We start from the raw sequence: 23,544 nt of genomic DNA, 5'->3' as shown, positions 1-23,544 counted from the left end.
ATCCTGACGATTTTCAATAATCGTCAGCCTTCATCGAGTCAACAGGCAATTACCCAGGCCATACCACAGTCCTCTCCTATCGCGCATCCTCGAGGATCATCGACGCCGCCTTTTCCGCGATCATCAGCGTCGGTGAGTTCGTATTGCCCGAAACAATGGCAGGCATCACCGACGCATCGGCAATCCGCAAGCCTTTCAGACCGCGCATTCGAAGCCGTGGATCAACCACCGCCTCCTCATCCGCCCCCATCCGGCAGGTGCCGACGGGATGGAAGATCGTGGTGCCGATCTGCCCTGCCGCCTCAACGAGTTCTTCCTCGCTCCGGTAGTCCGGACCCGGCTTGAATTCTTCGGGCCGATAGCGCTGCAGGGCCGGCTGAGCGACGATACGGCGCGTCAAACGGATCGCATCGACAGCGACCTGCCGGTCGCTCTCGGTGGAAAGATAATTGGGCCGGATCGCCGGCTGCGCCCGAAAATCCTTCGAGGTGAGATGCACCGAGCCACGGCTGTCTGGCCGCAGGTTGCACACACTCGCCGTAAACGCCGGGAACGGATGGACCGGGTCGCCGAACTTGTCGAGCGAGAGAGGCTGCACATGATATTGCAGATTGGCCGTTTCGCGCGTTTCATCGGAGCGTGTGAAAAGGCCAAGCTGGCTTGGCGCCATCGACATGGGGCCCGACCGTTTCAGAAGATATTCCAGTGCAATCGCCGCCTTTCCGGTCAGCCGGCTTGCCTGTTCGTTGAGCGTACGAATGCCCGAAACCTTGTAGGCGCAGCGCAATTGCAGATGATCCTGCAGGTTTTCGCCCACCGAACTCTGCTCGAAGACCACGGGAATGCCGGCTGCCTGCAACACCTCCCCGCGCCCGATGCCCGACAGTTCGAGAATGTGCGGCGAGCCGATTGCGCCCGCCGACAGAACAACCTCGGCACGGCAATGTGCCTCGCGCGCCACCCCGTTCTGCTCATAGGCGACACCCGTGACGCGCCCCTCTTCCACGATAAGCCGGCGCACATGCGCGCCGGTCTCAACCCGCAGGTTCTGCCTGTGCCGCACGGGCTTCAGGAAGGCTTTCGAGGCATTCCAGCGTATGCCGCCGCGCTGGTTCACCCGGAAATAGGAAGAGCCCTCATTGTCACCCCGATTGAAATCGTCGACCTTCGGGATGCCGAGCGCTTCGGCCGCATCCTGAAACGCATCCAGAATGTCCCAGCGCACGCGCGCCTCTTCCACGCGCCACTCGCCGCCGGCGCCATGCATGTCGTCCGCGCCCCGGTAATAGTCCTCCGGCTTCTTGAAGAAGGGCAAGACGTCATCCCAGGCCCAGCCCGTGCAGCCCATCTGCCGCCAGCGGTCGTAATCGCGCGCCTGCCCGCGCATGTAGATCATGCCGTTGATGGAGGAGCAGCCGCCCAGCACCTTGCCGCGCGGATAGGCCAGCGAGCGCCCCCCCAGCCCGGCCTCGCTTTCGGTGGTAAAGCACCAGTCGGTGCGTGGGTTGGAGATGCAGTAGAGATAACCGACCGGAATATGCACCCAGGCGTAGTTATCCTTGCCACCCGCCTCCAGAAGCAGCACCGAGACCTTCGGGTCGGCGGAAAGGCGGTTGGCCAGAAGGCAACCCGCCGTCCCCGCGCCGACGACAATATAGTCGAATGTCTCTGTCATGGCGGTCAGCGCGCATCGTCCTCCCCGCGCGAAAACCGCGCGAGGATTTCACCGACAATGCCGCGACGGAACAGGAGCACGCAGATCATAAAGATCGCGCCGGTGATCACCGTCACCGGAAATTCCGACGTGGCAAGATAGTTTTGAAGCGTCACCACCAGACCGGCACCGACAATCGGCCCGAGCATGGTGCCGATGCCGCCCAGAAGCGTCATCAGGATCACCTCGCCCGACATCTGCCAGGTGACATCTGTCAGCGTTGCGAACTGGAACACCAGCGCCTTCATCGCGCCTGCCAGCCCCGCCAGCGTGGCCGACATCACAAAGGCGGCAAGCTTGTAGCGTGCCACGCTGTAGCCGAGCGAGGTCGCGCGGTTTTCATTCTCGCGGATCGATTTCAGGATCATGCCGAAAGGCGAATGCACGATGCGCCAGACGGCAAAGACGCCGATCAGGAAACCGCCCAGCACGAAAAAATACATGTTGAGCGGCACGCTCAAATCGATGAAGCCGAAGAGATGCCCGCGCGGCACGCCCTGAATGCCGTCCTCGCCCTTGGTGAAGGGAGCCTGCACGCAGAAGAAATAGAACATCTGCGCCAGGGCCAGCGTGATCATGGCAAAGTAGATGCCCTGCCGGCGGATGGCGAAAAAGCCGATAATCAGCCCCAGCACCGCCGCGCCGAACACGCCGAGAAGCACGCCGAATTCCGGCGTCCAGCCCCATTCCTTCACCGCATGGGCCGTGAAATAGGCTGCCCCGCCAAAGAAGGCCGCATGGCCAAAGGAAAGCAGGCCCGTATAACCAAGCAGAAGGTTGAATGCCGCCGCAAAGAGCGCAAAGCACAGCATCTTCATCAAAAAGACGGGATAGAGGAAGAAGGGCGCTGCAATCAGCGCGGCAATGCCCAGCCCCACAAGAAACCATTCGGTGCGGGCGCGGGTCTGCCGATCGATGCCTGTGGTTGTCATGTCAGCCATGTCACGCATCCTTCCCGAACAGGCCGGCCGGCCGCACCAGAAGCACGATCGCCATGATCACGAAGATCACGATGTTTGAGGCTTCCGGATAAAACACCTTGGTCAGCCCTTCTGCGAGGCCGAGCATGTAGCCGGTCACGATGGCGCCCAGGATGGAGCCCATGCCGCCCACAACGACAACCGCAAACACCACGATGATCAGGTTCGACCCCATCAGCGGGCTCACCTGATAGACCGGCGCGGCCATGATGCCGGCAAGACCGGCAAGTGCGGAGCCGATGCCATAGGTCAAAGTCAGAAGCAGCGGAACGTTGACGCCGAAGGCCTGAACAAGGGTCGGGTTTTCCGTCGCCGCACGCAGATAGGCGCCCAGCTTGGTCTTCTCGATCAGGAGCCATGTGCCGATGCAGATGATGAGTGAGGCAACCACCACCCAGCCGCGATAGTTCGGCAGGAACATGAAGCCCAGATTGGTGCCACCGGAAAGCTGCGGCGGCGGTGTGTAGGATTGCCCCGAAACGCCATAGAAATAACGGAACGCCCCTTCCAGAACCAGCGCCAGCCCGAAGGTGAAAAGCAGGCCATAGAGTGGATCCACATTGTAGAGCCGCGACAGGGCAACCTTCTCGATCGCCATGCCGCTCAGCCCCACCAGCAGAGGCACGAGGATCAGCGCCGGCCAATAGCCGATGCCCAGATGCGCCAGAAGCAGATAGCCGACAAAGGCTCCCAGCATGTACTGTGCGCCATGAGCAAAATTGATCACCCGCAACAGGCCGAAGATGATGGCGAGGCCGAGGCTCAGCATCGCGTAGAACGAGCCATTGATGAGACCGACCAACAATTGGCCGAGAAAGGCCTGGATCGGGATTCCGAAGATCATGGTCATGTCATCAAACTCCAATCACCTCGTGCAATTCCTCCATGCGCTGTTCCAGCTCGGATGCCGGGAAGCTCGCCGTTATCTGGCCGTGCTCCATCAGGTAGAAGCGGTCGGCGACGCGGCTTGCAAATCGGAAATTTTGCTCAACCAGCAGGATCGTCATGCCGCGCGCCTTTAGCGTTGCTAGCACCTCGCCGATGCGCTCCACGATCACCGGGGCGAGCCCCTCGGTCGGCTCGTCAAGCAAGAGCAGCTTCACACCGGTGCGCAGCATGCGGGCAATGGCCAGCATCTGTTGTTCGCCGCCGGAAAGCTTCGTGCCCTGGCTGTTGCGCCGCTCCTTCAGATTGGGGAACAGCTCGAAGATTTCATCAATGCTCATGCCCCCGTCAGAGACGACAGGCGGCAGAAGCAGGTTTTCATCCACCGAGAGCGTGGCGAAGATGCCGCGCTCCTCGGGCACGAAGCCGAGCCCCGCATGCGCCGTGCGGTGCAGCGGCGTGTTCATCAAATCCTGACCGGCAAAGTCGATCACGCCCTTGCGCTTGCGGATAATGCCCATGATCGCGCGCAGCGTCGTCGTCTTGCCGACGCCATTGCGGCCGAGCAGCGTGACCGTTTCGCCCTCCGCCACGTCGAGGTTCACACCATGAAGTGCGTGGCTCTCGCCATACCAGGCATGCAGATCGCGGACGGAAAGAAGCGGCTTTTTGCCGTGCTCATGCGTCATGGGCCGTCCCCATATAGGCCACCTTCACCTGTTCGTCCTGGCTCACGGTCGCGTAGTCGCCGGCGGCAATGATCTCGCCACGCTGGAGCACCGTGATCCAGTCGCAGAGATCGGCAACGACCTTGAGATTGTGCTCGACCATGAGAACCGCCCTATCCTTCGCTACATCGCGAATGATATCGGCAACCGTCTCCACATCCTCATGGCCCATGCCCGCCATTGGCTCGTCGAGCAGAAGAACCTTGGGATCGAGCGCCAGCGTGGTGGCAATTTCCAGAACGCGCTTGCGGCCATAGGAGAGATCGCCGGCCATCCTGTGGCGTTCGTTCTGGAGCCCGACCGTCTCCAGCAATTGTTCCGCGCGGGGCGTCAGTAGGTCGAGGCTGCCCAGCGAGCGCCAGAACTGATAGCCAAGCCCGCCGGGACGCTGCAGCGCGACCCGCACATTGTCGAGCACGCTCAGATGCGGGAAAATCGCCGAGATCTGGAACGACCGCACCAGCCCCATCCGCGCCACCTTGGCCGGCGGCGTGTTGGTGATGTCGCGCCCCATGAGCTCGATGCGTCCCGCACTGGGTGCCAGAAACTTGGTCAGAAGATTGAAAACCGTCGTCTTGCCGGCCCCGTTCGGGCCGATCAGCGCATGAATTTTCGCATGGTGCACGTCGAGATCGACATTCTTGACGGCAACGAACCCGGCAAAATCGCGCCGCAGACCGCGGGCGGTAAGCACCACCCGCGGCTCTGCATCATTGGCGGCGCCGGAAACCGGCGCTTCTGTCATGACAGCCCCCGTCACTGGCTAACCAGAGAGCAGCCGCTTTCAGACGGTTTGATGTAGGCTTCCTCGCCCGGAATGGTGGCAAGGACGTTGTAATAGTCCCACGGTTCCTTGCTGTCGGCGGGTGCCTTCACTTCCATCAGATACATGTCGTTCAGGAGGCGTCCATTGGCGCCAACCGTCGCGTCACGCGCGAAGAGGTCGTTGACCTTCATTTCGTGCAGTTTTGCAGCGACAGCTTCCGTTTCGTCCGTACCGGCTTCCTTGATGGCTTTGAGGTACTGCATCACGGCAGAATAGGTACCAGCCTGGATCATGTTGGGCATACGCTCGGTGCGTTCGTAATAACGGCGGGCGAACTCGCGCGATTCATCATCGCGATCCCAGTAGAAGCCTTCCGTCAGCGTCAGCCCCTGCGCGGCTTCAAGGCCAAGACCATGAACCTCGGCCAGCGTGAACAGAAGGGCTGCCAGGCGCTGCCCGCCAGCCACGATGCCGAATTCGGCGGCCTGCTTGATCGCGTTTGCGGTGTCGAGACCGGCATTGGCCAGGCCAATCACCTTCGCGCCCGAGGCCTGCGCCTGAAGCAGGAAGGAGGAGAAGTCGGTGGTGGCAAGCGGATGCCGCACGGCGCCCAGGATTTCACCGCCCTTGGATTTTGCGAAATTGCCGGTCTGCTCTTCGAGCGAATAGCCGAAGGCATAGTCCGCGGTCAGGAAGAACCAGGTGTCGCCACCCTGCTCCACCAATGCGCCGCCGGTGCCAACCGCCAGCGCATGCGTATCATACGCCCAGTGGAAACCATAGGGCGAGCACTGCGCGCCGGTCAGTTCGGTGGTCGCCGCGCCGGTGACCATGTTGATCTTCTTCTTCTCTTTTGAGATGCCCTGCACGGCCAGCGCCACCGACGAGGTGGTCAGCTCCATGATCGCATCCACCGCTTCCGTGTCATACCACTGGCGGGCGATGTTGGAGGCGATATCGGGCTTGTTCTGATGGTCGGCGGTGATGACCTCGATGGGCTTCTCCAGAACCGTGCCGCCGAAATCCTCCACCGCCATCAACGCGGCTTCATAGGACCATTTTCCGCCGAAATCGGCATAGACGCCCGACTGGTCGTTCAGGATGCCGATCTTCACCTTCTCATCGGAAACCTGTGCCATTGCGGGCATGGCGGTGGCCGTCATGAGGGCCATGGATGCAAGCGCAAGAACTTTCATAATCGATCTTTCCTCCCAAAACGGTGAACCCTGGCCAGCACGAGACGCGTGGCAGCGGCTATCCAGATCCGCAAGGCGCGTTCGTGCTCCTCCGCACGCCACCCTGCAGGAAAATCGGCATGATCAATCTGGATGGTGAAGCCGGTGCGAACCGGGCCTCCCTTCCCTCATGCACGACCATGCCTATAGTCATAGCATTGACCTTTCCGCACACAACTCTCTATTTTTGCACAAACACGGTGCAAAAACGTACAGATTGATGCGACCATTTTCCTGGGACGACCTTCAATACTTCCTGGCTGTCGCGCGGACAGGCCAGCTCTCGGCGGCGGCGCGTAAGCTCCGGACCAATCACGCCACGGTTTCCCGCCGCATCGACCGGCTGGAACAGGCGCTGGGGACGCGTCTTTTCGAGCGCAATCCGCGCGGATATCTCCTGACGGCGGCCGGCGAGAAAATGGTGGAGCGGGCCGAGGTGATCGAACGCGAGGCCTCGCAGGTTCAAAGCGAGCTTGCCGGCGATGCAACCTCCGTCAGCGGTGTCGTGCGCATCAGCACGCTGGAAGGGTTCGGCAATTTCTTCCTCGCCGACCGCCTGCCCGATCTCGCGCGGTCCCTGCCCAGCCTGTCGATCGAACTTCTCATCATTCAGCAGATCGTCTCACTGTCACGCCGCGAGGCGGACATGTCAGTGACGCTATCGACAAACCGGGCGGGGTCCCACCACTATGAGAAGATCACCATGTATCGCCTGTTTCTCTATGGCACCCGCGATTATCTGGAGAAGCATCCTCCGGTGCGCCGCAAATCCGATTTGGCGTCCCACCGCATCATCGGCTACATCGAAGACATGATCTTCACGCCCGGGCTCGACTACCATCGGGAGATCCTGCCGGGTGCCCGCGCCTTCTATCAGAGCTCCAGCATTCACGCCCAACTCGCCGCGACGCGAAAAGGGCTGGGGCTGTGCGTGATGCCGAACTTCATGGCGCGACACTATCCCGATCTTGTTCCCGTCATTCCGAAGGAGATTCACCTTGAACGCTACTACTGGTGCATCGCCCATCAGGACGTCGCCCACACGCCCCGAATCCGAATGCTGACCGACTTCATCAAGACGGAAGCGGAGGCCGCGAAGGACGATTTTCACGGCCAACAGCTTTTGGCGTAAAAGCAAGGCGTTTTACCGAAAACGGCAGCGTTTTACTGCGAATTCCGGAATTCCGGGACTTTTCGGGAATTTTGTCGCAAGCTGAATTGTCACATGGCCATGCGGTCTTCATTCGATGAGACTGCGCCCCGAAATGGAGAGGCCGCGATGAAGAACGCCCAATACACGCCCACCGACAACCCGATGCTGACCGGGGCCCTTGGCCGCTGCCCGCAATGCCAGCGGGGCCACATCTTCAAAGGCTATCTCCAGCTTGCGGAGAGCTGCGAAGTCTGCGGGCTCGACTATTCTTTCGCCGATCCGGCAGACGGCCCGGCGTTCTTTGCGATGACCATTGCCGCCGTTCCCGCGCTTGCCTTCGGCGTCTGGTTCCAGATGGCATTCGAACTGCCGCTTTGGGTCCATGTTTTCACGACCGTGCCGCTGACGATCCTGAGCTGTATGGCGCTTCTGCGCCCGCTCAAGGGCTGGCTTGTCTGCTCGCAGTATTTTCACAAGGCCGAGGAAGGCTCCATCGACCACGCCTGGCACAGCGAGGCGGCGAAAAACAAGGGCGATCAGGCCTAGATCGCCATGCGTCCATCCGGACGCACAAAGGACGATCTAGGTAGTCTATAGTTGGAGCATCGGAATAATCCGAAAACCGGATTCCACTTTTCGGTCCGATGCTCTAAACCGTCAGGCTCTCCGCCATCATTTCCTGAAGCGCATCATAGGCGGCGAGCACCGTTTGGGTCTGCGCTTCATGGGCGAGCCGAAACGCGTCGCCATAGATCGTCTCGTCCGGATATTCGGTGATGAGCGTCATCGGCGCGTCGTGGCGGTCGACCTCCGTGATGGTGATCGGGAACCCGTTCAACACCTCGAACTGAAGTGCACCGGCGTGGATCTCGTACAGCCGGATCTGCGCCGCGTTGAAGGCGACGAGGCCCGGAACCTTTGCAAGTTCAGCCGTCACCTTTTCGATGAGACGGCGCGTGCGCTCGGCCCAGCCGGGCTTGTGACGGGCGACCAGGAAAAAGCCCTTCGGCACGGTCCACATCTCGAATCCGCGCGGAATGTAGCCCGTCAGCGGCCGTGTCCATTCATGCGAGGGGTAGCCGTGCAGATTGACGTGGAGCACGGCCTTGGTGCGTGAATAGGCTTCGCGGCGAATGGCTTTTTCATAAAGCGGTTCAGCCTCACGATATTCCAGATCGTCGCCGAGCGCGGTGTAACGGGCGGCGTGGTGCATATGGTGCGGCTGGCTCTGGCACAGCGCATAATGCAGCGCATAACCGTCCGGGTTTTCCAGCGGCGAAACCGTGAAATGCGCGCCCTCGCGCTCAGAGAGCAGCGAAGCACCGCGCAGGGCGCCGGCAACGCCGGAGATCTCGTTGGGATGCTGCCCGCCGCTCAGCATGATCGGATGATCGGTTCCGCGCACATAGCGCGCCGGTACCGGGCGGCCGGAACGCGATGAAACCTCGAACGCCTCGCCGCCGATCTCTTCAAGCGTCTCGTTGACCATCGAGACGGAGAACGGCCCCTCCGCCTCGTGCAGCGGCTGCGCCGGCCAAAAGGCGGGTTCGGTGGTGAGCAGCCAAGTCTCGACCTTGACGGTGATCGCGCCTTCGCCTGCCGCTATCACCGGAATGATCTGACCGGGCTGGAGCCCGCGCGAACCGAGCTTGCGGCCCGACTTCTTCTGGAAGAGTTCAAGCAGCGAGAAATAGAAATCCTCGTGCAGCGCTTCATGCAGACTGATCGCTTCCTCGCCGACCGGGAGGCGCGTGTCTGCGCCGGGCATGGACACAGCAATGTGCAGCGCTTCGAAAAAAGGCTCGTCTTCACCCCATGGATGGGCATCGATGGCGGCCATCGTTTCGTGGAACAGGCGCTCGAAATCGGTTGCGAGCGCTTCGTCAACAATGCGGCCATCCGGGTGACGCACGCGCAGCCAGCCACAGGGCGAGAGAAGCTTTTCACCAATGTGATCTTCGGCAAGCCGGTTGGGCGCGAAGACCGCATGGCGTGAAACGGCGCCATCCGCCGCCGTGATCTCGACACCATATTCGAGCGGGCCATCGACCGGAGCGGGGGTGAAGCTGATTTCGGCCTCGCCCACCATGCCTGCCAGAGGATAGGCTTCCAGAAGGAAACGCTGCTCGGGTGCAGCAGCGCTCACTGGATAGGTGACGGCGATGCGCGGCGCGGCGGGCGCGTCTTCCAGAAAGAAGTGAACCAGCGGCTTGTAAGCGCTGTGCAGCCGCGCCGTGACGCCCGCTGCCGCAAAGCGCTTTTCGGCCGCGCGGCGCGCCGCCTCATCCTCGAAAAGCCACGCTTCCAGCTCGCCACCGCGCCATGCCTCAATGGCGTATTCGGCAACCAGACGGTCGAGCGTGCGGTCGAAGGTCTTTTCGAAGATCGAGGTCATGTTTCTGTGCGTCCTGTTGGATCGAGAAGATCGCGCAGCCAGTCGCCAAGCAGGTTCAGGCCGAGCACGGTGAAGAGAATTGCAAGTCCCGGAAAGACGCTGACCCACCATGCGTTCTGCAGATAGGTGCGGCCATCGGCCAGCATGCCGCCCCAGCTCGGAATGGTCGGATCGACGCCGAGGCCGAGGAAGGTGAGCGAGCTTTCGAGAAGGATATTGGTGGCGACGTTGAGCGTCATCAGAACGATGACCGGGCCTGCGAGGTTCGGCAGAAGGTGCTGGAACAGGATCTTGAAATCCGGCACGCCGATGGCCTTGGCCGCGTGGATGAACTCACGGTCGTTGAGCGACAGGACGGAGCCGCGCACAAGGCGGGCATACTGAACCCATTGCGACACGATGAGCAGGATGATCGTGTTGGTGATGCCGCCACCCACAATGGCGATGAAGGTGATGGCAAGCAGGATGAAGGGAAGCGCCAGCTGCACGTCGGCAAAGCGCATGACGAGCATGTCCCAGAAGCCGCGATAATAGCCCGAGATCAACCCCATCACGACACCGACCACCACGGCGCCGGCAACGGAGGTGAAGCCCACCAGAAGCGAGATCTTGCCGCCGGTTATCACACGCGCCAGCACATCTCGACCCAGCGGATCGGTGCCCAGAATGTGCGCCCAGTCGGTGAACGGTTTTGTGAGACGTGCCGTCAGATTGATCTGCTCGCCGCCATCGGGAAAGAGCAGCGGTGAAAGCAGGACCAGAAGCGTCATCGTTCCGGCAAGTAGAATGCCGAGAATGAACTCGATGTTCTTGAAGTGACGCAAACGCGAAACAGCCTGTGCCATGATTGCGTCCTTTCCTATCGGTTTCGGATGCGCGGATCGACCAGCCCATAGGCGATGTCGACCAAAAGGTTGACGCCGATGATGAGCAACGAAAGCACGGTGATGACCGCCTGCAGGACCGGATAGTCACGTCCCGCCACCGCATCGAAGGCAAGCGTGCCGAGGCCCGGCCAGTTGAACACCCGCTCGATCACCACGATGCCACCCAGAAGACCGCCGAACTGGAGGCCGAAATAGGTGATCAGCGGAATGGCGCAGTTTCTGAGCGCGTGCTTGTAGAGCACCTTGGTCTCGCTCAGGCCCTTGGCGCGGGCGACCTGGATGTACTGCGAGCGCAGCGTCTCGAGCATGGCCGTGCGCACCAGGCGCACATTGGTGGCGGTGAGAATGACACCCATGGTGACCGCCGGCATGATGAAGCTGGCAAACCCGCTCATGCCTGATGGCGGCAGCCATTGCAGCATGATCGAGAACACCAGAACGAGCATGATGGCGAGCCAGAAATTCGGGAAGGAAAGCCCGACCAGAGACAGGATGCGGATCACCTGATCTGTGGTCTTGCCCTTGTTGACCGCCGCGTGGATGCCAAGCGGAATGGAAATCGCGATGGAGACCAGCATGGAGGAGAAGGCCAGTGCCAGCGTGGCCGGCAAAGCCTTGGAAATGAGCAGGGAGACCGAGGTTCCACCAAGGAAGCTGCGGCCGAAATCGCCGACAAAAAGCCCTTTGATGAAATCCCAGTACTGGGCGATGAATGGCTCGTTGAGGCCGAGCGCCTGACGGATATTCGCCAGATCTTCTTCCGTGACGCTGCCCGCACCCTGGGAGAGCATGAGTGCAGGATCACCGGTCAGCCGGATGGCGAACGACACCGTGAGGGTGACGACGAAAACGACGAACACCGCCTGCAGGATGCGTTTGAGAAGAAAACTGGCCACCAGAGCCTCCGGGATAGGTTCTGCGCGCTCGCGCAAAGTTCACGGGCTCGGGGGCGGCACGGGCCGCCCCCAACTTTCATGTCCTGGGAGGACTATTCGACTTCAACCTCGTTGAGGCGCATGCGGCTGTCCGGCGGCGCGATGAAGTTCTTCACCCGCTTGTTGACGCCATAGAGCGCATTGAGGTTGTAGAGCGGCATTTCAAGAGCGCGGTCGGCTGCGTAGGCTGCGATTTCCTGCAGCACTTTCTCGCGCGCGTCGACGTCAATCATCGGGCGCTGCGATTCCAGAAGCGCATCGAGCTCCTTGTCGCTGTCATACGGGTTCCAGCGCTCGCCCGTGTGGTACATCAGGTAAGCGGTGTTGTCGTAGTCGAGCGTCCAACCGCCCCAGCTCTGCTGGAACATCTCGCCGGTCTTGCCCTGCGGGATGATGTCGTTGAGCAGGACATTGGTCTCATACGGTTTGATGGTGGCGTTGAGGCCGACCATCTGCAGGTAGCTGGCGACCGCCTGGGTGACTTCACCGAAGGTGGCGTCATTACCGCGAATGTCGATCTGGACCGGTGCGCCGGCAGCAACGCCCGCTTCCTTCAAAAGCTCCTTGGCCTTTGCCTGATCGAAGGGCAGCGGCTCCATTTCCGGGTCATAGCCGAAGGACAGTTCCGACTGGAAGGATGCGATCTGCTTGGCCTGACCGCCGAGAACGGCGTCGATGATGGCCTTGCGATCCACGGCCATGATCATCGCCTTGCGCACGCGCTCATCCGCGGTGATGCCGTTGCCGGTGTTGAAGCGCAGGGCATAGACCGTCGGGCTGGTGACGGAAACGATTTCGAGCTTGTCGTCAGCCTCGATGGTGGGAACCATGGAGATCGGGATGGTCGGCGGAATGACGATGTCGACACGGCCGGCCTGCAGCTCGGCAACGGCGGTGGCCGGCTCCGAGATAAAGCGGTACTCGACGGCGTCGAGCTTCGGTGCGCCGCCCCAGTGATCAGCGAAGGCTTCAAGCTTCACGCCGACCTTCGGCTCGTAGGAGGTCATCTTGAACGGGCCGGTGCCAACGGGGTTTGCGTTGACGAAGTCTTCCTCGTTCTCGGTGACATATTTCGGCGGCACGATCATCGCGCCATAACCGGCGAGCTTGGTGATCAGCACCGGATCGGGCTGGGTCAGAACCAGATCCACCGTGAAATCGTCAACGATCTCGACCTTTTCGATCACGGCATAATTGGAGCGCTGCGGGCCCTTCTTGCCTTCTTCGCCAAGCAGGCGGTCGAAGGTGAATTTTACGGCCTCGGCGTTGAAATCCTCGCCATTGTGGAACTTGACGCCTTCACGCAGCTTGAAACGGATGCGCTTGCCCTCATCGAGCACTTCCCACTCGGTGGCGAGACCGGGGACGATCTTCGTATCGGGACCGCGGTAGACCAGGCCATCATAGATGTTGGTGGCGACGGACGACCAGTTCACCAGGAAGGTATCGATCGGGTCCCAGCTGCCAGGATCCTGCGGGGAAGAGATGGTGAGCGTGCCTGCGGCCTGCGCCGGCATGACGCCGAACGGCAGAGCCGCCAGCACGGCGGCGAGTAATGCGCCGCGTGTTTTACCGAATGTCATGGAAAGTCCTCCGTTTCTTTTGCGTTTGTGTTCCAGTGTTCAGCCCGTGGCGTCGCGCGCCACCAGATGGTCGGGCGCAATCTCCACCAGAGGTTTGATTTCCGGCTCGTCGCCCACCCGGCGAACCGGGCTTGGGATTTCACCTTCGAGCATGGGCCGGTCGGGCCGCTTTGTCGGGTCGGCGATGGGAACGGCCGAGAGCAGTTTCTTCGTGTAGGGATGCGTGGCGCGCTCGAACACGGCCTCGCGCGAACCCGCCTCCACGATCTGCCCCAGATAGAGCACGGCGACGCGGTGGCTGACCTTTTCGACCACGGCCATGTCGTGGCTGATGAAGAGATAGGACAGGCCTTCGTCAGCCTGCAGCTCCATCAAGAGATTGATGATCTGCGCCTGCACCGACACGTCGAGCGCGGACAGCGCCTCATCGGCGATGATGAGCTTGGGCCGCGAGGCGAGCGCACGGGCGATGCAGATGCGCTGGCGTTGACCACCGGAAAACTCATGCGGATAGCGGCGGGCATGCTCGGCCTTGAGGCCGACGCGCTCAAGCAGCTCGTCAACACGCTTCTGCCGCGCGGCGGCTCCTTCAATCAGGCCATGTGTGACGATGGGCTCGGCGATGGAGAAGCCGACGGTGCGGCGCGGATCAAGCGAGGCAAACGGGTCCTGGAAAACATACTGCACCTTCTGGCGCAGGCTGTGCCGCTCCGCCGACGACATGGCGGAAATCGCCTTGCCCTCGAAGAAGATCTCGCCGCCGGTGGCCGCCTGCAACTGCTGGATCGTGCGGCCGATGGTGGACTTGCCGGAGCCGGATTCGCCGACCAGCGAAAGGGTTTCGCCCGGCCAGATGTCGAGGCTGACCTTTTCCACCGCGTGAACGCGGTGGGTGACACCGCCGAAGAAGCCCTTCTTGATGTCGAAACGGGTTTCGAGGTTTTTGAGGCTCAGGATCGGGGGCTGATCGTAGCGGGCGGTGTCCTGCAGATGCTCCTCGCCCACGAGGCGCGGCGTTTCGCCGTCCATGACAGCAACCGGCAGGCGCTTGGGATATTTCTCGCCGGCCATGGAGCCGAGCGTGGGAACGGCGGACAGAAGGGTCTGGGTGTAAGCATGCTTTGGGCTGGCGAAAACCTGTTCGACCGGGCCTTCCTCGACCTTCTGGCCGCGCCACATGACCACCACATCATCAGCCACTTCGGCCACCACGCCCATGTCATGCGTGATGAAGATGACGGCCATGCCGAGCTTTTCCTGCAGGTCGCGGATGATCGAGAGGATCTGCGCCTGAATGGTGACGTCGAGCGCGGTGGTGGGCTCGTCGGCGATGAGGAGTTTGGGCTTGCAGGCAAGCGCCATGGCGATCATCACGCGCTGGCGCATGCCGCCGGAAAGCTGGTGCGGATAGCGTGAAAGCAGTGCGCGGGCATCCGGCAGGCGCACCATTTCGAGCAAATCGCCGGCCTGACGCAGCGCCTCTTTCTTCGAGACGCCTTCGTGCAGCATCAGCACTTCGGCGATCTGGTCGCCGATGGTGAAGACCGGATTGAGCGAGGTCATCGGCTCCTGAAAGATCATGGCGATGTCCTTGCCACGAACCTTGCGCATTGTGTCGACCGACGCCTTTGCCAGATCGATCGGGCCATTGCCGCCATTAAACAGGATCTCGCCACTGGCGATGGTGCCGTTCATGTGGTCGATCAGCCGCATGATGGAGAGCGAGGTGACCGATTTGCCGGAACCGGATTCGCCCACAATGGCCAGCGTGCGGCCGGGCGCGACCCGGAAGCTCAGATCGTCCACGACCCGGTTCGAGCCGAAGGCGACGGCCAGCGAACGAATGTCCAGTAACGTGTCCTGACCGAGCTGCGGCATAGAAACTCCCATCTGAAGGACAGGCCGATTTGCCCCATTGAACCCGGTGGCGTCTGGCCCTAGTCTTTAGACCAAGAGCGAAGGTAGACGCTTGGTTTCCGCGCTTTCTTGAGCGGCCCTGTCGGCAAAAGAAAACATTTCCAGACATTTTGTCAATAAATTATCATTGAAGAAACGTGAAATTGGTTTTGCCGTTGTGGGATCCGGCTCAGGGCCTGCTCGCCGCAACCGATAAATTGATCACACACACATGGCTTGACAGTTTCATTTCGCCAGCTAGGCTTGAGGCATAATAAGATTTTGGCATCTGGGCCTCGCCGGGAATATTGTTGTTCCCGTCGGGGCCCTTTGCGTTTTGGGGAACGGGTGTGAACACTTATCCGATCGGCGTTCTGTTTTCGCGTAGCGGCGGCTACAGCCGGCCGGCCGAGCAGGGCTACTTCGGTGCCCTGGCAGCGGTGGCCGACATCAATGCGGATGACGCCTACCCGTTCAGGCTCAAAGCCCATCACGCGGACCCGAAAGGCAATGCCGACCGCTACGCGGAGCTTTGCCGCGATCTGATCCGCCAGACAGGCGCGCAGCATATTGTCGGCTGCACCACCTCATGGAGCCGCAAGGAGGTGATTCCCGTCGTCGAAAAACTCGACGCCCTCTTGTGGTATCCGTGCGTTTATGAGGGTTTCGAGGTTTCGGAAAACCTCGTCTACATCGCTGCCTGCGCCAACCAGCAGCTCGTGCCGTTGCTCGATTATATCGTGCCGCGCTTCGGCGCGCGCGGTTTCCTGACGGGCGCGAACTATATCTGGGGGTGGGAAACCAACCGCATCGCACGCGACGTGCTGACCCGTTCCGGCGGCAGCGTCCTGGGCGAACGTTACGTGCCCATCGGCGATGATGATATCGGCCATCTGATCGAGGAAATCCGGGAGAAGCGACCTGATTTCATCCTCAACAATCTGATCGGAAATTCCTCATACGCCTTCCTCGCCGCTTATCAGGCGCTCGGAAAGGAAGACCCGGCTTTCCTGCCGGAAAACTGCCCTGTCGTGAGCTGCAATCTCTGCGAGAACGAGACCACACGGCTCGGCACCATCGCAGAGGGACAATACACCGTATCGAGTTATTTCCGGGCGCTGGCGAGCGAAGAGAACGACCGCTTCGCCGCCCGGATGAAGGCTGAAAATCCTGAACAGGTGGCGGACGCATTTTTCGTTCAGGCCTATGCCGCCGTGGTGATGATCGCCGATGCAATCCGCCGCACCGGAAGCGATGAGGCACAGCGGGTGCTGGAAGCGGTCCGTGCGCATGAGACGACAACGCCGCTTGGTTCGTTGCGCGTCGATCCTGCGACCAATCACGTCAGCCTCCACGCCCATATCGGCCGCACCCGTGCCGATGGTAATTTCGAGATCGTGCATCATTGCCCCAAAGCCATCGCGCCGGACCCGTTTCTGACGGCGACACCGCTCGACCGGCTCTATGGGGGCACCGCTGCCGATGCGCGTCAGCTGAGGGTCGTGCGATGAGCCCGGCACTTGCCCATACGCCCAATTTCGTCGGCTGGCGGGCGCTGATCCTGCACCGGCCGCACCAGAATGTGGACGCGCTCACCGCGCAATGTGCACGCATCGGCATTGCCGCCGAACAGGCATGGCCGACGCTGGAAAACCGCGACGCCATGCGCGATTTCAACGTGCTGCTGATCGATGCCGATATGGGCCATGACGAGCAGTTTCCATGGACGCCCGGCTTGGCGCCCATGCCCATGATCGCGCTGATCGGTTCGGAAGCTCCCGGCCGCATCGCCTGGACGATTGGGCAGGGCGCGGATGCGCAGCTTTTGAAGCCTATCGGAAGTGCCGGGCTCTATAGTGCGCTTGTCGTGGCAAGCCAGGGTTTTCTGCGGCGCACGGCGCAGACGGAAGAGATCGCCCGCCTGAAGGATCAACTTGCCAAGAGACAGGTTGTGGCAGAGGCGACCGCCATCTTGATGCTGAAGCACAATTGCGATGCCGGCACGGCCTATAACCACCTTCGCAAAACAGCCATGGCCGAGCGGCGCTCCATCGAGAAAGCAGCTGCCGGCATCATCGCAAATCTGGATACAGACGGACGGACGAATGTCACAAACGGTCGCTGAGACACAGTCACCAGTGGCGACGCCTTCGGTGATGATGCGCCTTCTGCGCCGACCGTTGGCGCTGACGGGCCTTGTCATCATCGCCGTGGTCGTGCTGGCGGCACTCTTTGCACCATGGCTCGCGCCTTACGATCCTTATGAGCAGTTCTTCGAGGGTCCGACCATTGAGGGCGCACCGCTGCCGCCCAACGCACAGTTCTGGTTCGGCACTGACCTGGTGGGGCGGGATCTCTTCAGCCGCCTGATCTATGGCGCGCAGACATCGCTGATCATCGGCGTGGTGGCCAATGGCATCGCCGTGGTGATCGGCTCGGCAGTCGGTATCTCCGCCGGCTATTTTCGCGGCTGGGTCGATACCGTTCTGATGCGCTTCACCGATCTGATGATGGCCTTTCCGGCGCTTTTGCTCGCCATCGTCCTGGCGGCGATCTTCAGCCCCAGCCTCTGGATCGTGGCGATGGTGATCGCCATGGTGAACTGGGTGCAGATCGCCCGCGTGACCTATACCGAGACACGCTCCATCGCCGAACGCGACTTCGTGGTGGCCGAGCGCGCCATGGGTGCGAGCGCAGGGCGCATCCTGTTCCGCCACATCCTGCCGCATCTGCTCTCCACCATCATCGTGTGGGCGACGCTCGGCATCGCCACCACAGTTCTCCTTGAAGCAACGCTTTCCTTCCTTGGCATCGGCGTTCAGCCGCCCATCCCCTCCTGGGGCAACATCATCTTCGAGAACCAGACCTACTTCACCTCCGCGCCCTGGCTCGTCTTCATTCCGGGCGTGGCCATTCTCGCGCTGGCGCTGGCCTTCAATCTTGTAGGCGATGCGCTACGCGACATTCTCGACCCGACACAGCAGGGGCGCCACTGATGCTTGCCTATGTCGCCCGCCGCCTGATCCAGACCGCGCTGATCCTGCTTGGTATCAGCTTCGTGACCTTCGTGCTGCTCTATCTCGTACCGGCGGACCCCGCACGCCAGATTGCCGGGCGCAGCGCGACCGCTGCAACGGTGGAGAACATCCGCGAGCAGCTTGGGCTGAACCTCCCCTTCTATGAGCAATATCTGCGCTATCTCGGCGGGCTTTTGAACGGCGATCTCGGCCGCTCCTATCTGCAAAAGACAGAGGTTTCCGAACTCATCGCTTCCCGCCTGCCCGCCAGCCTCCTCCTGATGGTGGGCGCCATCTTCTGCGAACTCGTGCTGGGCCTGACCATGGGCGTGGTGGCGGCGCTCAAGCGCGGGTCGCGCACCGATGACACGCTGATGATCGCCTCTTTCGTGGGTGTTTCGGCCCCGCAATTCGTGATCGGCATTCTGCTGCTCTACGTCTTTGCGGTAAAACTCGGCTGGTTCCCCATCGGCGGCTACGGCACGTTTGCGCATCTCGTCCTGCCCTCCATTACGCTCGGCTTCCTTGGGGCCGGCTGGTATTCGCGCATGATGCGTTCATCGCTGATCGACGTGCTGCGTCAGGACTATATCCGCACCGCACGTGCCACCGGCATCACCCGCGCAAAAGTGCTTTTCGGCCATGCGCTTCCCAACGCCATCCTGCCCATCATCGCCATGATCGGCATCGATATCGGGCTCTTCATGTCGGGCATCGTGGTGGTGGAAAGCGTGTTCGGCTGGCCGGGCATCGGCCAGCTCGCCTGGCAGGCGATCCAGCGTGTCGACATTCCCATCATCATGGGGGTCACGCTGGTTTCGGCCTGCGCCATCGTGCTCGGCAATCTGCTTGCCGATCTGATCACCCCGCTGATCGACCCGCGCATCAAGCTGCGCTGATGCAAGACCAACGATAAGTGCAGCACCAGAGAAAGGAACACTTGAGATGAGAAAACTGCTTCTGGCCGGCGTTGCCGCCGCTGCCCTTTCCACCACCGCCATGCTTGCCCCTGCCCTTGCAGAAGACATCAAGCAGGGCGGCTCCATGACCGTGACCTACAAGGACGACGTATCGACGCTCGATCCGGCGATCGGCTATGACTGGCAGAACTGGTCGATGATCAAATCGCTGTTCGACGGGCTGATGGACTATGTGCCGGGCACGACCGAGCTGCGCCCGGAGATTGCCGAATCCTACGAGATTTCCGGGGACGGAACGGTCTTCACCTTCAAGCTGCGCGACGGCGTGAAATTCCACAATGGCCGCGACCTGACCGCCGAGGATGTGAAATACTCCATCGAGCGCGCGGTGAACCCGAAGACCCAGAGCCCCGGCGCCGGTTTCTTCGGTTCAATCAAGGGTTTTGAGGAAGCCTCCAGCGGCGATGCGGACGGGCTTTCCGGCATCACTGTGGTGGACGACCACACCATCAAGTTCGAGCTCTCACGGCCCGACGCAACCTTCCTGCATGTGCTGGCGCTGAACTTTGCTCATGTGGTGCCGAAGGAAGAGGTGGAGAAACATGGTGCGGATTTCGGCAAGCATCCGGTCGGCTCCGGCGCCTTCAAGCTTTCCGAATGGACGCTCGGCCAGCGCCTCGTCTTTGAGCGCTTCGAGGACTACTGGAACCCCGGCGTGCCGAAGCTCGACCAGATCATCTTCGAGGTGGGTCAGGAGCCGGTCGTGGCGCTTCTGCGCCTTCAGAATGGCGAAGTGGACGTGCCGGGCGATGGTATTCCGCCGGCGAAGTTCATCGAGGTGCAGAATGATCCCAAGTTCAAGGACCTGATCATTCAGGGTGGCCAGCTACACACCGGCTACGTGACCATGAATGTGAAGATGGAGCCCTTCGACAAGCCGGAAGTGCGCAAGGCCGTGAACATGGCCATCAACAAGGACCGCATCCTGCGCATCATCAATGGCCGCGCTGTTGCCGCCAACCAGCCTCTACCGCCCTCCATGCCGGGCTACGCCAAGGATTATGAGGGCTATGCCTATGATCCCGAAGCCGCCAAGGCGCTTCTGGCAGAAGCCGGGCTTGCCGACGGGTTCGAGACCGAACTCTACGTCATGAACACCGACCCGCAACCGCGCATCGCGCAAGCGATCCAGCAGGATCTGAAGGCCATCGGCATCAACGCCTCGATCAAGTCGCTGGCGCAGGCCAATGTGATCGCGGCTGGCGGCGAGGAAGATCAGGCGCCGATGATCTGGTCGGGCGGCATGGCGTGGATTGCCGACTTCCCCGATCCGTCCAACTTCTATGGTCCGATCCTCGGTTGCGACGGCGCGGTGCCGGGCGGCTGGAACTGGGCCTGGTATTGCAATGAGGACCTCGATGCGATGGCAAAGGAAGCCGACGCCATGGTCGACCCGGCCAAAGCCGGCGAGCGCGAGGCCATGTGGCGCGATATCTATCTGAAGGTAATGGAAGACGCGCCATGGGCACCGATCTTCAACGAAGAGCGCTTCACCATCCGCTCCGAACGCATCGGCGGCGACGACAAGCTGTTCGTCGATCCGGTGCACATTCCCGTCCACTATGACGAGGTTTTTGCCAAAGATGTGCAGTAACTGCGACTACACCATTCACGGGCGACATCACCATTTCGGGTGGGATCATTCGATCCCGCCCGCAGAACGGGTGACGCCGGGCTCGACGCTGGAATTCGAGTGTCTGGATTCCGGCTCCGGCCATTTTTCGCCCGACAGCACCGTGGACGACATCGCCACGCTGGATTTCTCCAAGGTCAATCCGGTCAACGGCCCCATCTATGTGGAAGGGGCCAAGCCGGGCGATGCGCTGAAAGTGGAAATCCTGTCGTTCAAACCGTCCGGCTTTGGCTGGACGGCGAACATTCCCGGCTTCGGGCTTCTGGCGGACCAGTTTAAGGACCCGGCGCTGACGCTGTGGAACTATGACGCGACCAGCCTTGCCCCGGCGGCCTTCGGCAAGCATGGCCGCGTGCCGCTCAAACCCTTTGCCGGAACCATCGGGCTGGCACCGGCGGAAGCAGGTCTCCACTCAGTGGTGCCGCCACGGCGCATGGGCGGCAATCTCGACATTCGCGATCTGGCGGCGGGCACCACGCTCTATCTGCCGGTCGAGGTGGAGGGCGCGCTGTTCTCCATCGGCGACACCCACGCTGCACAGGGCGATGGCGAAGTGTGCGGCACGGCCATCGAAAGCCAGATGAATGTGGCGGTGAAGCTGGACGTGGTGAAGGATGCCAACCTTGCCATGCCGCGCTTCACCACGCCGGGGCCGGTCACGCGGCATCTGGATGCGGACGGCTATGAGGTGACGACCGGCATCGGCTCCGACCTCATGGAAGGGGCGCGGGCTGCTCTCTCTGGCATGATCGACCTTCTGTGCGCCACACGCGGGCTTTCGCCCGAGGACGCCTACATGCTGTGTTCGGTGTGTGGCGACCTGCGCATCAGCGAGATCGTCGACCAGCCCAACTGGGTGGTCTCGTTCTACTTCCCGCGCATCGTATTCTCGTGAGAAGGGCTCAATGACCATAGCGCGCGCCAAGGATATCATCTCAGCTACCGGCCTTTTGGAAGTAAGCGGGCTCACCGTGCAGGTGGCCACGCCAACAGGCGCGCGCACGGTCGTGGACAATCTGTCCTTCACGCTGGAAAGCGGAAAGACCCTGTGCATCGCGGGCGAAAGCGGTTCTGGCAAATCCATGACCGCGCTTTCCCTGATGCAGCTTCTGCCAAAACCCATGGCACGGGTTTCAGCCGGCACCGCCATTCTGGCGGGGCGCGATATTCTCGCCCTGCCGGAAGCCGAGATGCGGCAGGTGCGTGGGCAGCGTATCGGCATGATTTTTCAGGAGCCGATGACATCGCTCAACCCGGTGCTTTCCATCGGCAAACAACTGGCCGGCGCGATTTCCGCCCATGGCGGGCTTTCTGAGAAAGCGATCCGTGCCCGAGCGCTTGAACTGCTCGATCAGGTGCAGATTCCCGAGCCCGCGCGGCGCTTGAAGCAATATCCGCACGAGCTTTCCGGCGGCATGCGCCAGCGTGTGGTGATTGCCATGGCGCTGGCCCAAAACCCGCAAATCCTGATTGCCGACGAGCCGACCACCGCGCTCGACGTGACCGTGCAGGCACAGATACTGGCGCTGATCCGCAAATTGCAGGCCGACCTCGGCATCTCCGTCATCATGATCACGCATGACATGGGCGTGGTGGCCGAGATGGCCGATGATGTGCTGGTGATGCAGCATGGCCGCATGGTGGAACACAGCCCCGCCAGCGTGATTTTCTCAAAACCGCGCCACCCATATACGCGCGAATTGCTCGCCGCCGTGCCACGGCTGGGCGAAATGACCGGCACCACGGAGCCGAAGCGCGTGGCAGCGCGCCCGGGAACCGGGCCGGACAAGCCACTTGTTGCCGAACCGTTGGTTTCCGTAAAAGACCTGACGGTGCGCTTCGACATCAAGGGCGGCATCCTGCAACGCCCGGTGCAGCGTGTACACGCGGTGGAAGGTGTTTCCTTCGACATCATGCCGGGCGAGACGCTTTCGCTGGTGGGCGAATCCGGCTGCGGAAAGTCCACCACCGGCAAGGCGCTTTTGAACCTGATCCCCTGGCAGGGCGAAATTCGCGTCGGCGGGCGTTCCACGCGCGGGCTTGCGCCACGCGCCATGCGGCCCGTGCTGCGCGATGTGCAGATGATCTTTCAGGATCCCTATGCCTCGCTCGATCCGCGCATGCGGGTGGGTGATCTGGTAGCCGAGCCGCTGCAGATCCACGGGCTGGCAAGCGGTAGCGCGCTGGAAGACCGGGTTGCCTATCTCTTCAAACGCGTGGGGCTCTCGACAGACCAGATGCGGCGCTATCCGCATGAATTTTCCGGCGGACAGCGCCAGCGCATCTGCATCGCCCGCGCGCTTTCGCTTTCGCCCAAGCTGATCGTGGCGGATGAATCGGTGGCCGCACTCGATGTCTCTATTCAGGCACAGGTGCTCGATCTGTTGCAGGACATCCAGAACGAAACGGGCATGTCCTATCTCTTCATCTCGCACGACATGGCCGTGGTGGAGCAGATCAGCCACCGCGTGGCGGTGATGTATATGGGGCGCTTTGTGGAGATGGGCAGCCGAGCGCAGATATTCGAAAACCCGCAGCACGACTATACCAAGAAGCTGATGGCAGCAGTGCCGGTGGCCGACCCCTCACGCCCGCGCCGGGCATTCATGGAAAAGGCGGAGGACCTGCCGAGCCCGGTTCATGGGCTCGATTATGTGCCACAGCAACAGGTCGCGCGCGACATCGGCGACGGGCATTTGGTGTGGCTGGGCGATTAGGAAAAGGAAGTCCCGCGAGTTCCGCATGGCTAATCTGAAT

Annotated in this window: 20 protein-coding genes; 9 read left to right on the top strand and 11 right to left on the bottom strand. The window is 61.5% G+C overall.

The window, feature by feature from the left end; translation table 11 throughout:
* Positions 1 to 76 precede the first annotated feature (76 nt).
* The 6 genes from AC2CHD_RS10135 to AC2CHD_RS10110 are packed head-to-tail and all read right to left on the bottom strand — an operon-like array spanning position 77 to position 6,269.
* The gene (locus AC2CHD_RS10135; RefSeq protein ID WP_484553570.1) at positions 77 to 1,675 is read right to left on the bottom strand and encodes a GMC family oxidoreductase; all 1,599 of its coding nucleotides are present in this window, start codon (positions 1,673 to 1,675) and stop codon (positions 77 to 79) included.
* Between the two features lie 5 nt (positions 1,676 to 1,680).
* Positions 1,681 to 2,655 (bottom strand): branched-chain amino acid ABC transporter permease, encoded by a 975-nt coding sequence (locus tag AC2CHD_RS10130; protein ID WP_370633319.1) that lies wholly within the window; start codon positions 2,653 to 2,655, stop codon positions 1,681 to 1,683.
* Position 2,656: 1 nt separating this feature from the next.
* Positions 2,657 to 3,544, bottom strand: a complete 888-nt coding sequence (locus tag AC2CHD_RS10125; RefSeq protein WP_229447981.1) for a branched-chain amino acid ABC transporter permease — start codon at positions 3,542 to 3,544, stop codon at positions 2,657 to 2,659.
* A 4-nt stretch (positions 3,545 to 3,548) separates the two neighbouring features.
* On the bottom strand, positions 3,549 to 4,268 hold the full coding sequence (locus AC2CHD_RS10120; RefSeq protein ID WP_484553569.1) for an ABC transporter ATP-binding protein: 720 nt from the start codon (positions 4,266 to 4,268) through the stop codon (positions 3,549 to 3,551).
* Positions 4,258 to 5,052 carry an ABC transporter ATP-binding protein gene (locus AC2CHD_RS10115; protein ID WP_229447983.1) on the bottom strand — a complete coding sequence of 265 codons (795 nt, stop codon included), beginning with the start codon at positions 5,050 to 5,052 and terminating at the stop codon, positions 4,258 to 4,260. Before AC2CHD_RS10115 ends, AC2CHD_RS10120 begins: the two co-directional genes overlap by 11 nt.
* 11 nt (positions 5,053 to 5,063) lie before the next feature.
* Complete coding sequence (locus tag AC2CHD_RS10110) at positions 5,064 to 6,269, bottom strand: ABC transporter substrate-binding protein (RefSeq protein ID WP_229447984.1); 1,206 nt, start codon at positions 6,267 to 6,269, stop codon at positions 5,064 to 5,066.
* A gap of 259 nt (positions 6,270 to 6,528) precedes the next feature.
* On the opposite strand from AC2CHD_RS10110, the gene AC2CHD_RS10105 reads away from it, so the two are divergent.
* Together AC2CHD_RS10105 and AC2CHD_RS10100 are read left to right on the top strand one after the other, a co-directional pair.
* Complete coding sequence (locus AC2CHD_RS10105) at positions 6,529 to 7,440, top strand: LysR family transcriptional regulator (RefSeq protein WP_229447985.1); 912 nt, start codon at positions 6,529 to 6,531, stop codon at positions 7,438 to 7,440.
* 147 nt (positions 7,441 to 7,587) lie between these two features.
* Positions 7,588 to 8,007, top strand: a complete 420-nt coding sequence (locus AC2CHD_RS10100; RefSeq protein WP_484553568.1) for a DUF983 domain-containing protein — start codon at positions 7,588 to 7,590, stop codon at positions 8,005 to 8,007.
* A gap of 103 nt (positions 8,008 to 8,110) precedes the next feature.
* Here AC2CHD_RS10100 and AC2CHD_RS10095 read toward each other — a convergent pair whose 3' ends face one another.
* The 5 genes from AC2CHD_RS10095 to AC2CHD_RS10075 form a co-directional block, all read right to left on the bottom strand.
* Positions 8,111 to 9,856 (bottom strand): M14 family metallopeptidase, encoded by a 1,746-nt coding sequence (locus tag AC2CHD_RS10095; RefSeq protein WP_484553567.1) that lies wholly within the window; start codon positions 9,854 to 9,856, stop codon positions 8,111 to 8,113.
* Positions 9,853 to 10,701, bottom strand: coding sequence for an ABC transporter permease (locus AC2CHD_RS10090; RefSeq protein ID WP_065816482.1), 849 nt, complete (start codon positions 10,699 to 10,701; stop codon positions 9,853 to 9,855). Before AC2CHD_RS10090 ends, AC2CHD_RS10095 begins: the two co-directional genes overlap by 4 nt.
* A 14-nt stretch (positions 10,702 to 10,715) precedes the next feature.
* Positions 10,716 to 11,639 (bottom strand): ABC transporter permease, encoded by a 924-nt coding sequence (locus AC2CHD_RS10085; RefSeq protein ID WP_484553566.1) that lies wholly within the window; start codon positions 11,637 to 11,639, stop codon positions 10,716 to 10,718.
* Between the two features lie 92 nt (positions 11,640 to 11,731).
* The gene (locus tag AC2CHD_RS10080) at positions 11,732 to 13,261 is read right to left on the bottom strand and encodes an ABC transporter substrate-binding protein (protein ID WP_484553565.1); all 1,530 of its coding nucleotides are present in this window, start codon (positions 13,259 to 13,261) and stop codon (positions 11,732 to 11,734) included.
* Between the two features lie 39 nt (positions 13,262 to 13,300).
* The gene (locus AC2CHD_RS10075) at positions 13,301 to 15,139 is read right to left on the bottom strand and encodes an ABC transporter ATP-binding protein (protein WP_484553564.1); all 1,839 of its coding nucleotides are present in this window, start codon (positions 15,137 to 15,139) and stop codon (positions 13,301 to 13,303) included.
* Between the two features lie 368 nt (positions 15,140 to 15,507).
* On the opposite strand from AC2CHD_RS10075, the gene AC2CHD_RS10070 reads away from it, so the two are divergent.
* Genes AC2CHD_RS10070 through AC2CHD_RS10040 form a run of 7 tightly spaced genes read left to right on the top strand, consistent with a single transcriptional unit; the run spans position 15,508 to position 23,504 of the window.
* Entirely contained in the window at positions 15,508 to 16,668 is a 1,161-nt protein-coding gene (locus AC2CHD_RS10070) for a transporter substrate-binding domain-containing protein (protein ID WP_484553563.1), read from the top strand.
* Positions 16,665 to 17,282: an ANTAR domain-containing response regulator gene (locus AC2CHD_RS10065; protein ID WP_484553562.1), complete on the top strand. Its 618-nt coding sequence runs from the start codon at positions 16,665 to 16,667 to the stop codon at positions 17,280 to 17,282. The genes AC2CHD_RS10070 and AC2CHD_RS10065 overlap by 4 nt, the downstream gene beginning before the upstream one ends.
* Positions 17,263 to 18,153, top strand: coding sequence for an ABC transporter permease (locus AC2CHD_RS10060; RefSeq protein ID WP_484553561.1), 891 nt, complete (start codon positions 17,263 to 17,265; stop codon positions 18,151 to 18,153). The genes AC2CHD_RS10065 and AC2CHD_RS10060 overlap by 20 nt, the downstream gene beginning before the upstream one ends.
* Positions 18,153 to 19,073: an ABC transporter permease gene (locus tag AC2CHD_RS10055; protein WP_322339778.1), complete on the top strand. Its 921-nt coding sequence runs from the start codon at positions 18,153 to 18,155 to the stop codon at positions 19,071 to 19,073. The genes AC2CHD_RS10060 and AC2CHD_RS10055 overlap by 1 nt, the downstream gene beginning before the upstream one ends.
* Positions 19,074 to 19,119: 46 nt before the next feature.
* A complete protein-coding gene (locus AC2CHD_RS10050; protein ID WP_484553560.1) occupies positions 19,120 to 20,748 on the top strand; it encodes an ABC transporter substrate-binding protein in 1,629 nt (542 codons plus the stop codon).
* Entirely contained in the window at positions 20,738 to 21,682 is a 945-nt protein-coding gene (locus AC2CHD_RS10045; protein ID WP_484553559.1) for an acetamidase/formamidase family protein, read from the top strand. The genes AC2CHD_RS10050 and AC2CHD_RS10045 overlap by 11 nt, the downstream gene beginning before the upstream one ends.
* 10 nt (positions 21,683 to 21,692) lie before the next feature.
* Complete coding sequence (locus tag AC2CHD_RS10040; protein ID WP_484553558.1) at positions 21,693 to 23,504, top strand: ABC transporter ATP-binding protein; 1,812 nt, start codon at positions 21,693 to 21,695, stop codon at positions 23,502 to 23,504.
* Positions 23,505 to 23,544: the final 40 nt, after the last annotated feature.

This window comes from Nitratireductor sp. ATLC21, assembly GCF_057196525.1.
The sequence above is the reverse complement of the archived record's forward strand: the minus strand, read 5'-3'. Positions and strand labels throughout refer to the sequence as shown.

Coding starts and splice junctions, on each gene's coding strand:
- AC2CHD_RS10135 (WP_484553570.1), bottom strand. CDS start 1,675: ATGACAGAGACATTCGACTATATTGTCGTCGGCGCGGGGACGGCGGGT.
- AC2CHD_RS10130 (WP_370633319.1), bottom strand. CDS start 2,655: ATGGCTGACATGACAACCACAGGCATCGATCGGCAGACCCGCGCCCGC.
- AC2CHD_RS10125 (WP_229447981.1), bottom strand. CDS start 3,544: ATGACCATGATCTTCGGAATCCCGATCCAGGCCTTTCTCGGCCAATTG.
- AC2CHD_RS10120 (WP_484553569.1), bottom strand. CDS start 4,268: ATGACGCATGAGCACGGCAAAAAGCCGCTTCTTTCCGTCCGCGATCTG.
- AC2CHD_RS10115 (WP_229447983.1), bottom strand. CDS start 5,052: ATGACAGAAGCGCCGGTTTCCGGCGCCGCCAATGATGCAGAGCCGCGG.
- AC2CHD_RS10110 (WP_229447984.1), bottom strand. CDS start 6,269: ATGAAAGTTCTTGCGCTTGCATCCATGGCCCTCATGACGGCCACCGCC.
- AC2CHD_RS10105 (WP_229447985.1), top strand. CDS start 6,529: ATGCGACCATTTTCCTGGGACGACCTTCAATACTTCCTGGCTGTCGCG.
- AC2CHD_RS10100 (WP_484553568.1), top strand. CDS start 7,588: ATGAAGAACGCCCAATACACGCCCACCGACAACCCGATGCTGACCGGG.
- AC2CHD_RS10095 (WP_484553567.1), bottom strand. CDS start 9,856: ATGACCTCGATCTTCGAAAAGACCTTCGACCGCACGCTCGACCGTCTG.
- AC2CHD_RS10090 (WP_065816482.1), bottom strand. CDS start 10,701: ATGGCACAGGCTGTTTCGCGTTTGCGTCACTTCAAGAACATCGAGTTC.
- AC2CHD_RS10080 (WP_484553565.1), bottom strand. CDS start 13,261: ATGACATTCGGTAAAACACGCGGCGCATTACTCGCCGCCGTGCTGGCG.
- AC2CHD_RS10075 (WP_484553564.1), bottom strand. CDS start 15,139: ATGCCGCAGCTCGGTCAGGACACGTTACTGGACATTCGTTCGCTGGCC.
- AC2CHD_RS10065 (WP_484553562.1), top strand. CDS start 16,665: ATGAGCCCGGCACTTGCCCATACGCCCAATTTCGTCGGCTGGCGGGCG.
- AC2CHD_RS10060 (WP_484553561.1), top strand. CDS start 17,263: ATGTCACAAACGGTCGCTGAGACACAGTCACCAGTGGCGACGCCTTCG.
- AC2CHD_RS10055 (WP_322339778.1), top strand. CDS start 18,153: ATGCTTGCCTATGTCGCCCGCCGCCTGATCCAGACCGCGCTGATCCTG.
- AC2CHD_RS10050 (WP_484553560.1), top strand. CDS start 19,120: ATGAGAAAACTGCTTCTGGCCGGCGTTGCCGCCGCTGCCCTTTCCACC.
- AC2CHD_RS10045 (WP_484553559.1), top strand. CDS start 20,738: ATGTGCAGTAACTGCGACTACACCATTCACGGGCGACATCACCATTTC.
- AC2CHD_RS10040 (WP_484553558.1), top strand. CDS start 21,693: ATGACCATAGCGCGCGCCAAGGATATCATCTCAGCTACCGGCCTTTTG.